The sequence below is a fragment of the Streptomyces roseolus genome (assembly GCF_014649855.1).
GTDB lineage: Bacteria > Actinomycetota > Actinomycetes > Streptomycetales > Streptomycetaceae > Streptomyces > Streptomyces roseolus.
This window is the reverse complement of sequence record NZ_BMTV01000014.1, coordinates 172,349-180,847: the sequence shown is the minus strand read 5'-3', so window position 1 is coordinate 180,847 and position 8,499 is coordinate 172,349. Positions and strand designations below refer to the sequence as shown.

Here is an 8,499-nt window from a genome sequence, read left to right as displayed (position 1 = left end):
GCCGCAGACGGTCGTGCAGACCTGCGTGGTCCACCTGCTGCGGAACTCCTTCCGCTATGCCGCCCGCCAGGACTGGGGCAAGATCGCCAAGCTCCTCAAACCGGTCTATACGGCGCCGACGGAGGAGGCTGCACTCGAACGGTTCGCCGAGTTCGCCGACGCTTGGGGCCGGAAGTACCCGGCGATCATCCGGCTCTGGGAGAACGCCTGGGAAGAGTTCACTCCGTTCCTCCGCTTCGACACAGAGATCCGCCGCATCGTCTGCACGACCAACGCGTTCGAGTCCGTGAACGCCAGGATCCGGCGGGCGGTCAAGGCCCGCGGACACTTCCCCAACGAGACCGCCGCCCTGAAGTGCGTCTACATGGCGATCATGTCCCTCGACCCGACCGGCAAGGGACAGGCCCGCTGGGCCCTGCGCTGGAAGACCGCCCTGAACGCCTTCGACATCACCTTCGACGGCCGGCTCTCCGCAGCCCGTCAGTAACCCCAACCACCCTCATTACACCGTTCGATTGACAGACCCCCCTGAGGCCGTGGATCCTCGCCGGCCGCTCCGCCGCTGAGATCGCCGTCGAACTAGCCAGCTGGTACGTACCCCGAAGGCCTCGCTCCGCCGTCGGCCTGATCTTGGCTCGCGGGCGCAGACCCGCCGATCAGGCGCCGTCGCTCCTTGTCGCGCAGACCTCGGAGAAACCCCAGATGGGCGTACCTCCCAACCAGGCCTTCCTGGGGGTCCTGAACCGCCTGCGCCGCAACACGCCCCTGTCCATCGAACCGGAACCGGATGTACCGACCTTCGTCATCCGTGACCGAATCCTCGCGTCGATCGCCCAGGCCGGCAGAGCCTGGCGCGCACGCGGCGCCGAGGACTGTCAGACCTACGCCGAGTGGGAGGCCGTCTGCGAGGCACGGGAGCGTGCCTTGTGGTGACCTACCGGCCTTCGCAAGCTGACTGCCGCGGGCCGGCCCCCCATCGGCACCACCGAGCCGACCCCGAACTGCTCATAGACCTCCCGGGCAACACCTGTGGAACGTGGAGCATGGCATTCAGCCGCAGATCCACGAGGCTGGATGACGTGGCCTGCGGCTGCGTGATCAGCCCGTTGTACGGACCCACCATGCGGACCCCCGACAGCACGGGGAGCAGTCGACGTCTCGATCATGTGCTGGACGAGCTTGCCGGCCCTGCGGATGCGGGCGGCGAGGTGGCGGCGGATGTCGCCGGTGAGGATCTGGTCGAAGAGCCGTCGTTCGGCGGTGCTGATGTCGTCACGGCTGCGGTCGCGTTCCTGGGTGAGCGTGGTGAGCAGCCCGGCCGCTCCGACGCGTACGCCGTCCAGGGCGGCGCTGAAGAGCTGGATGTCGTCGTCGGGTTCCAGATCGAGGTCGGCGCGGACGCCGAGGTGTCCGCGGGCCTCGTGGACGGCTTCGGACAGGCGGCTGGCGGCGTCGCCGAGGTTCCGCGGCGCGTACGGGAGGCTCGGCCACTGGGCGGCGAGGGCGCGGGCGGCGTCGAGGGTGGCCCGGGTGCCGTCGCCCGCGTCGAGTCCCGGTGCCCATCCGGCGTCCTCGGCCAGGCCGACCAGGCACAGGTGCCGGAACCGGTGGGCCGCTCCGTCGCGGGCCGCGACGGCCTTCTCCCGCAACTCCGCGTCCTGGGCGCTCGTGGCCCTCAGTTCTCCGATGCGGCCCGCCAGGCCGACGAGGAGTGCCGTCGCCCGAAGGACTTCTCTCCGGCAGTGGTCCCGTTCGGTCCGTGCCTCGCCGACGCGCGCAACGATCTGGCGGTAGTCCTCCCCCACGGTGGCCTCCACCGCATCCAGGCGCGCCGTCATCCCGGCGGCCTTGGCCTCGGCGGTGGCCGCGTCCTTGGCGTGTTCGCCGGCGGCGCGGCGGGAGCGGTCCGCCTGCGCGGCCGTCTGCCGGACCCGGTCGGCGGCGGTGTCGGCGGTGATGCGGCTGTCGATCCAGGTGTCGGCGAGGTCGCGGAACCTGTCGACGGCCTCGGAGAGCGTCCGCAGCCGGTCGCGGTCGGTGGGCAGGCCGTGCTCGGCGGCCCGGCGGCTCAGGGTGCGCAGCGCTTCCGCCACCCCGGTCTCGCGGCGGGCGAGGTGGGCGGTCGCGTCGCGGACGACGTCGTCCCGGGCGGCCACCGTCTGCTCGGCCCGGTCCGCTTGCACGCGAACGGGTTCGTCCTGCCCGAGCGCGTGACCCGGCACCCGCAGGTGCGCGGCAGCAACGAGGCCCCCGCCCTCCGCGACCTGCCGATCGTCGTCTCCACCGCCAAGAAGTGGTCGTACGTCAAGTCCGACAAGTGCGCTCCGTGGCGCAAGGCCATCGTGGACGAGGCCCATCAGATGCGATCGGACGCACTCCTCGCGACGGCGCCCCTGTTCTCCGAGGAGGACTCCCAGGTGCTGTTCGTCGGTGACCCGGGCCAGCTCGACCCCTTCGCCACCGTGGACACCGACCGCTGGCACGGCCTGACCTGGGACCCGCTCCGCAACGCGGTCGACGTGACCCTGGCACACAACCGCGATCGGATGCTCCGCCACGAACTCCCCGTCTCCTGGCGGCTGCCGGAGAGGGCGGCCCCCTCGTGCAGAAGGCCTTCTACCCGTTCTCCTCCTTCGTCTCCGGCACGAAAGCGGCAGACCGCGTCCTCGGCTACCGCACCGCGCCCCACCGCACGACGCAGCCGGACACCGTCCTCGCCCGCGCGGCCGAGACGGGCTGGGGCCTGCTGGAGCTTTCCGCCCGGCACACCCTCGACGACGACCCCGAGGTGGCCGAAGCCCTGACGGAAACCGCGGCCCGGCTGCTGGAGCGAGGAGCCCAGGTCAACGGCGAACCGCTGACCGAGTCCCGCATCGCGATCGGCGCCGCCCGCACGGTCCAGGCGGACGCGGTACGCACGCTCCTGAAGAAGCGGGTCCTCACCGGCATCACAGTCGACACCGCCAACCGCCTCCAGGGCCGCGAGTTCGACGTCACCCTCGTCTGGCACCCCCTCTCCGGCCGCCAGGACGCCTCCGACTTCCACATGGAGACCGGCCGCCTCTGCGTCCTGCTCTCCCACCACCGTTTCGCCTGCATCGTGGTAGCCCGCGCCGGCATCACCGACCTCCTGGACCGGCACCCGCGCAGCAGCCCTGTCTACCTCGACGTACCACCGAAGTTCCCGGACGGGTGGCGGGCCCACCAGGTGGTCATGGAGTACCTCACGGCCGACGGCGGATCACGACACTGAGCTCTTTCAGAGTGGTGGGGTATCCATGCTCGTCCCCCTGGGAGTGGCCGAGGCTGCAAGTTCCCGCCTCACCAGCGTGCCCTCGTAGGCCTGGTCTGCCTGCGCCCCCACCACACGCTCGCGCAGATCGCCGCCGACTTCGGCATATCCGTCGGCATCGCCCACGCCTACGTCACGTCCGTCGTCCAGCGCCTTCCGGCCGAGCCCGTGGGAAGTGGCAGATCCGGTCCAGGGTGCCGGCCCCGCTCGGGGAATTCGGAGACCGGCACCATCCGGTGGGGCGGCCGTCCTGTACGCCGGCCCCACCGTGACCGTACGAGACCCGCCGACCGGGCGCAGCTCTGACGGGCCGACAGGGGTCTGTGCCACCCGAGCGGGCTTCCTGTCGGCTGGCCAGTTGTGACCGCGCCCGCTGGTCATCCAGCCGATATCGCCTTCCGTCGCACCGTGGCAGTCGTAGGAGCGGTCGGACGCTTCGTACGGCCGACGACCGGGGTTTCGCCATGACACTGGTCGTCTCGCCCGGGCGGCCGCCTCTCCGCTTCAACGAGACGGTGAGCAAGTCTGGTTGGCGCTCTGTCCAGGCTCCGGGCGATGACGGCCTCGGTGATGTCCAGCGCCGCCAGGAGCATCTGCTTCAACGCCTCGGGAAGACACCCGCCGCCAAGACCTGACGCTCTCGCCAGGCCTTGGCACTCCTTGACCTCACCGGACGCCGCACGGGACATGAACCGCTGGGCCCGGCCGGCTGGGTCCTCGTCTCGACGGCGGTCGGCTGCCGGACGACGGGCGCGGTCTCCCCCGCGGAGTACCGCCGCTTCTGCGACACCTACGGCCGCGACGTCGCCGACGCCCCTACCGTCTCCGCGCCGGGACCCGCGAGCTGCGGATGGTCTCGTCCGCCGCCCGGCACGCCGCCACACATCCCGAGTGGGCCTCACAGGCCCAAGTGCCGCGTGGACTGTCTCCCGGGCCGCCGCGGAAACCGCCCCTGGCAGTGGAAGGGCATCCTCTGACAGGCGCTCGTACGGGTGGCCCAGCCCGCACGGGCCAGACCCGGCCCGTGGCGACCGCCCCTCCGTCTCCCGCCGTCCTTGCCGCGACACCTCACCGCACCTCTGCGAAGACCTCCGCCCATTGGCCGCCGTGTCCCGCCCGGCCCGCCCACGACGCCGTGCCGCGCAAGGCGGGCATGAGGGCCGGCGGGGTCGTCTCGTCGCGCATCAGGGCGTACAGCTCGGGGGAGATGTCGCCGAGGCACTGGGCCGCCACTTCCACCAGTTGCCGTGCGAAGAAGATGTCCCGCCGGGCGAGGTCGAGGATCGTGGCGGTCAGCCGGTCCCGGTCCTCCAGACTCACCACCCGCAGGTAGGACCGCCAGTCGTCGGCCAGCCGCTGTCGCCAGCTGCCCTTGCCCGAGGGGTGGACCTGGTTGGTGAAGTCGAGGACGCGGTCCAGCAGGGCGCGGGCGGCGTCGCGATGGCCCGCGGCGGCGAGGCGGCGGCACAGGTGCGGAAGGTGTTCGAAGCGGCGGCGCCACGCGGGGAGCGCGATCTCACCGTCACCCGGCGGCAGGTGCACGGGCAGCTCGGCGAAGACCAGCTCCTCCAGGGGCGCGAGGATGTCGTCCACCGGCCCGGTCGTGAGGTCGTCGAAGTGCGCGCGCAGGGCGATCCTGAGCAGATACGCCTCGTTGGCCGCCAGCATGAACTGGCGGGCGTGGTGGTCGTACGGCGGACCGGCCGCCTGCCGTACTTCCCGGCCCCGCTCCTCCACGACCCGCAGGACCGGATCCAGCCGGGGCGACGGATTCTGATCGCGCCACAGAGACGCCTGCTGGCGCAGCTGACCACCGACGCCCTTCAGCACCGCCTTGTGGACCTCTCCGTCGCGGGTCGCGGTCAGCCAGGCGAGCGACTCGTCCACGGTCACCGGGCGGAGGCCGCCTTGGGTGACCGCCCTCATCTCCAGCCTGAGCCCGATCGCCTTGAAGCCCGCGGGCGCCTCTTGGAGGGCCCTGCCGATCGCGGTCAGCGTCTTCCGGTGGCCCGCGTCTTCCAGGGCGCGGGTCAGCATCTCGGGGCCGAGCAGAGCCAGCCGCTTCAGGCCGCTGAGGTCGCCGCTGCCGGTGGCGTCCTTCCACAGCGGGTCGAGAAGCCGGTCGGGGTGATCGGCGGACCGGCGGCCGAGGGCCTCGCGGAGCCGTACCGCGTGTGCGTCGCTCTCGGGCGGTGCCGTGTCGACGTGCAGGGCGAGGGCGCGTACGGCGACGGGGTGTCCCCCCGCCGCGGCCGCCACCGTGAGCGACGGGGGCCAGGGCTCCCGCAGCCAGTGCCGCAGGTCGTCGTCGGAGACGCCCGCCGGGTTCCGTGGCCGCCACAGACAGGCAGCGACGGTCTCGGCGGGCAGCGGTACCTTGTCCGCGTCGAGGGCCTTGGCGATCGCTCCCGGGGCGCCTCGCTCCACGTCCACCGTCTCCGTGACCGTCAGATGCGCGCGGCACCAGTCGCGGGACGCGGCGGCGCCGGGCCGGGCCGTTTCCCGGGACAGCAGGGGCGCCAGCAGGTACTTGGCGAGGTACTCGGCCGACTCGGGCGTGGTGGCGGCGCCGGCGAGGAGGTCCAGGAAGCGGGCGACCGGCCGGGAGGGACGGTCGGCGAGGGCCTCGGCCAGGCCCCGCAGGCGCAGGGCGACAGACGGGCCGAGGGCGCCGGCCGCCAGCTCCTCCGCCACGGCTCCGACGAGCTCCTCGAGCCGCGGGACCGTCGCCGTCCGCAGGGGCGCCGCCCAGGCCGGGGCCGCCACGGGGACGAGCTTGTCGAGACTCGCCTGCCACTCCCTCCCCTTCAGCCCGTCGAGGAGCCCGGGCAGCCGGGCGATGTGCCCGTCGTACCGGACGGGGTCCTCGGCGGCGAGGTGGGGCAGCGCGGCCAGGGTGTGCGTCAGGACCGGCTTGTCGCGGAAGGAGACCGCGGCGTCCAGCAGTCTGGTGAGGGCGGTCGCGCACCTGCCGGGCTCGGCCGCGTGAAGCCCCAGGAGGAAGAGGGTCAGGTCCGGACCGACCGGAAGACAGCCCAAGGCCTCCTGCTCGTCGAAGCCGAGCAGACCGAGGCCGGCGAGGAAGGAGGCGGCCTCGGCGGGCTGCTGGTACGCCAGGTGGGTGACGGCGATCAGGACCCGGCGGCGGTCCTGACGGTTCTCCCTGGCCCAGATGGCGCGCAGGGTGTGCGGCCAGGCCGCCGGTCCGGGGTTGCTCGTGCCGGAGAGCACCGTCATGTACGACGAGGTCTGCCAGGGGTCGGCGTTCCCCAGCGTCTCGACGGCCGTGGACACCGCCGTCACGGACGGGTGGCGCAGTCCGGCGTGGATGCGCAGTGCGGTGAGCCGGGTGGCAGCGTGCCGATGCCGCATCAGCTCCTCCAGCACGGAAGACAAGTCCGTCGTGCCGTCGCGGTCCGCGATGTGGAAGGCGTGCCGCGCGGCTTCGGCGAGCAGCAGGTCGTCGGGGTGCGCCATGACGCGGCGCGTCACCGCCGCGACACCGCCGGGTGCGCGGCTCAGGGCCTGGCCCGCCGCGTGCTCCGCGAACGCCTGGTGGTGGAAAGCGATGCGGTCGCCCTCCCCGACGCGCAGGACACCTCGGTTCAGCAGTACGGCGACCGCCTGCGCGGCCCGGCCCCGCTTGAGGCCCGCGTGCGCCATGAGGACGGCCGTCGCGTCCTTGCGTTCCAGCTCGGGTTTTCCGGCGCGCAGCACGGCGAGCCCCAATACCCGTACTTCCTTGGACAGGTCCCATCGCGCCTGCTCGCCGGCCGGTTCCTCGCCGACGGCGTGCCGGACGTCCTCCACCACGCGGGCGTCCCAGTACTCCAGGAAGAGGTCGGTGACGTCGATGTCCTTGTCGCGTGGCCCGCCCGGGGCGTACACGTCGAACAGCATGCGCAGCGACAGCGGGTGGCGGATCAGCTGCCCGAGGGGCAGCCCACGGGCCGCCGCGTACACGAGCGTCGAGCGCATCCGCTCGGCGAGCGGCTCCACGGGTCCGCCTCCGCCGCCGGCGGCGCCCGTTCCGGGCCGGCCGCTTCCCTGTCGCGGTCCGGGCCGGCCCGGCTCGCGGCAGAAGGCCCGCAGGTGGGTTTCGACGGCCTGGTCGAGTTCGGAGCCGGGCTCCCACGGGGCGCCGACCTGGTGTCCGGAGCCTGCCGAGGCGCGACCGTCGTCGTAGCCCTCCAGGTGCTGTTTGGCGAGCAGCGCCTCGGTGCCGCCGGCCTGACGGTGGTCCTCCAGCCTTCGGGCCTCCACCGACCGCCCCGCCCGGCGACCTGACCCACGGCCCGGACGGCTACTGCCCTCCCATCGGCCAGCACCCCCGCGTCATCGTGGCCGGCGACCTCCGCTCCGCCCGCTTCCAACGGATCATGACCGCCCTGGGCTCCGGCAGCGAAGCCGCGCTTCACGCCTACTACGCGGCCCGGGAGTTGCTCGCCGAGGGCTGAGGAAGCGTGGGTACGAGGCGGTGGCAAGGGCGTCCGTCAAGTGATCTACCGAGGGCGCGATGCCCCTGGCGAGATCTTCTCCAGCATGGTCCAGCTCCACGAGCGTCCGTCGACGATCAGTGTGGTGTCGTCCGCGACACGCCAACCGCGCATCCAGCCACCGCCCCCATGGTTGCGCGCACGGCATGAACACGTGCAGACGTAACCCCGTGCGCTCCTACAGCGGGGGTTGCACTGCTCGGAGCTGTTGAACTCTCTACCGAGCAGGATGCGACCGTGTCGCTGTACGAGAGTCCCGGCGAGTTCGATGAAGTGGTCCGTGGCCACGGCCCAGGAGTCGGTGCTCCGCTCCCACTCCGGCCTGGCTCCGCCGTGTACATGGTCGTGCACGAACCGCTCGTGCTTCTGCCAGCCGTGCTCGGGGATCCAGTAGCCGGTACGCCCTTTGGCGGGAAGGGTGACGACGGGGGCTTCGACGTCGCCCCACAGCGGGATCCACGAGGGGCGCGGCACAGGCACTTCCCGGATCGTGCTTCGCGGCCGACGTGCCACTGCGGGCGAGGTGCCGGTGGCGGAGAGCACGTAGAGGGGCGTCTGGGGCGCTCCAGGCCGATAGCGCTGCTTAGCCGACTCCGGGCATTGGCCGGCTCGCCGGTCGGCGCGAGGGTGGGCGAGGACCTTCCCGGTGCGCCGATCGATCCGTATGGAACCGCCGCAGAGTCGGCACCGGCCCTTCTCGGTAGGGGAAGT

4 protein-coding genes and 2 pseudogenes are annotated in these 8,499 nt (G+C 72.3%); 4 read left to right on the top strand and 2 right to left on the bottom strand.

The window, feature by feature from the left end; translation table 11 throughout:
* On the top strand, positions 1 to 487 hold a 487-nt coding region (locus tag IE245_RS18705), incomplete at its 5' end, for a transposase (RefSeq protein ID WP_189948953.1).
* Positions 488 to 881: 394 nt separating this feature from the next.
* Here the strand turns inward: IE245_RS18705 and IE245_RS18700 are convergent.
* Entirely contained in the window at positions 882 to 1,838 is a 957-nt protein-coding gene (locus IE245_RS18700; protein ID WP_373305344.1) for a hypothetical protein, read from the bottom strand.
* A gap of 84 nt (positions 1,839 to 1,922) precedes the next feature.
* On the opposite strand from IE245_RS18700, the pseudogene IE245_RS38100 reads away from it, so the two are divergent.
* Positions 1,923 to 3,253, top strand: a pseudogene (locus tag IE245_RS38100) (helicase).
* Between the two features lie 21 nt (positions 3,254 to 3,274).
* The gene (locus IE245_RS38095) at positions 3,275 to 3,598 is read left to right on the top strand and encodes a transposase family protein (protein WP_373305348.1); all 324 of its coding nucleotides are present in this window, start codon (positions 3,275 to 3,277) and stop codon (positions 3,596 to 3,598) included.
* A 762-nt stretch (positions 3,599 to 4,360) separates the two neighbouring features.
* On the opposite strand, the gene IE245_RS18685 is transcribed toward IE245_RS38095, so the two are convergent.
* On the bottom strand, positions 4,361 to 7,555 hold the full coding sequence (locus tag IE245_RS18685; protein ID WP_189949011.1) for an NACHT domain-containing protein: 3,195 nt from the start codon (positions 7,553 to 7,555) through the stop codon (positions 4,361 to 4,363).
* Here IE245_RS18685 and IE245_RS18680 point away from each other — a divergent pair.
* Positions 7,552 to 7,749 (top strand): annotated as a pseudogene (locus IE245_RS18680) (pyridine nucleotide-disulfide oxidoreductase); the annotation flags it as partial. The gene IE245_RS18685 and the pseudogene IE245_RS18680 overlap by 4 nt on opposite strands.
* Positions 7,750 to 8,499 lie beyond the last annotated feature (750 nt).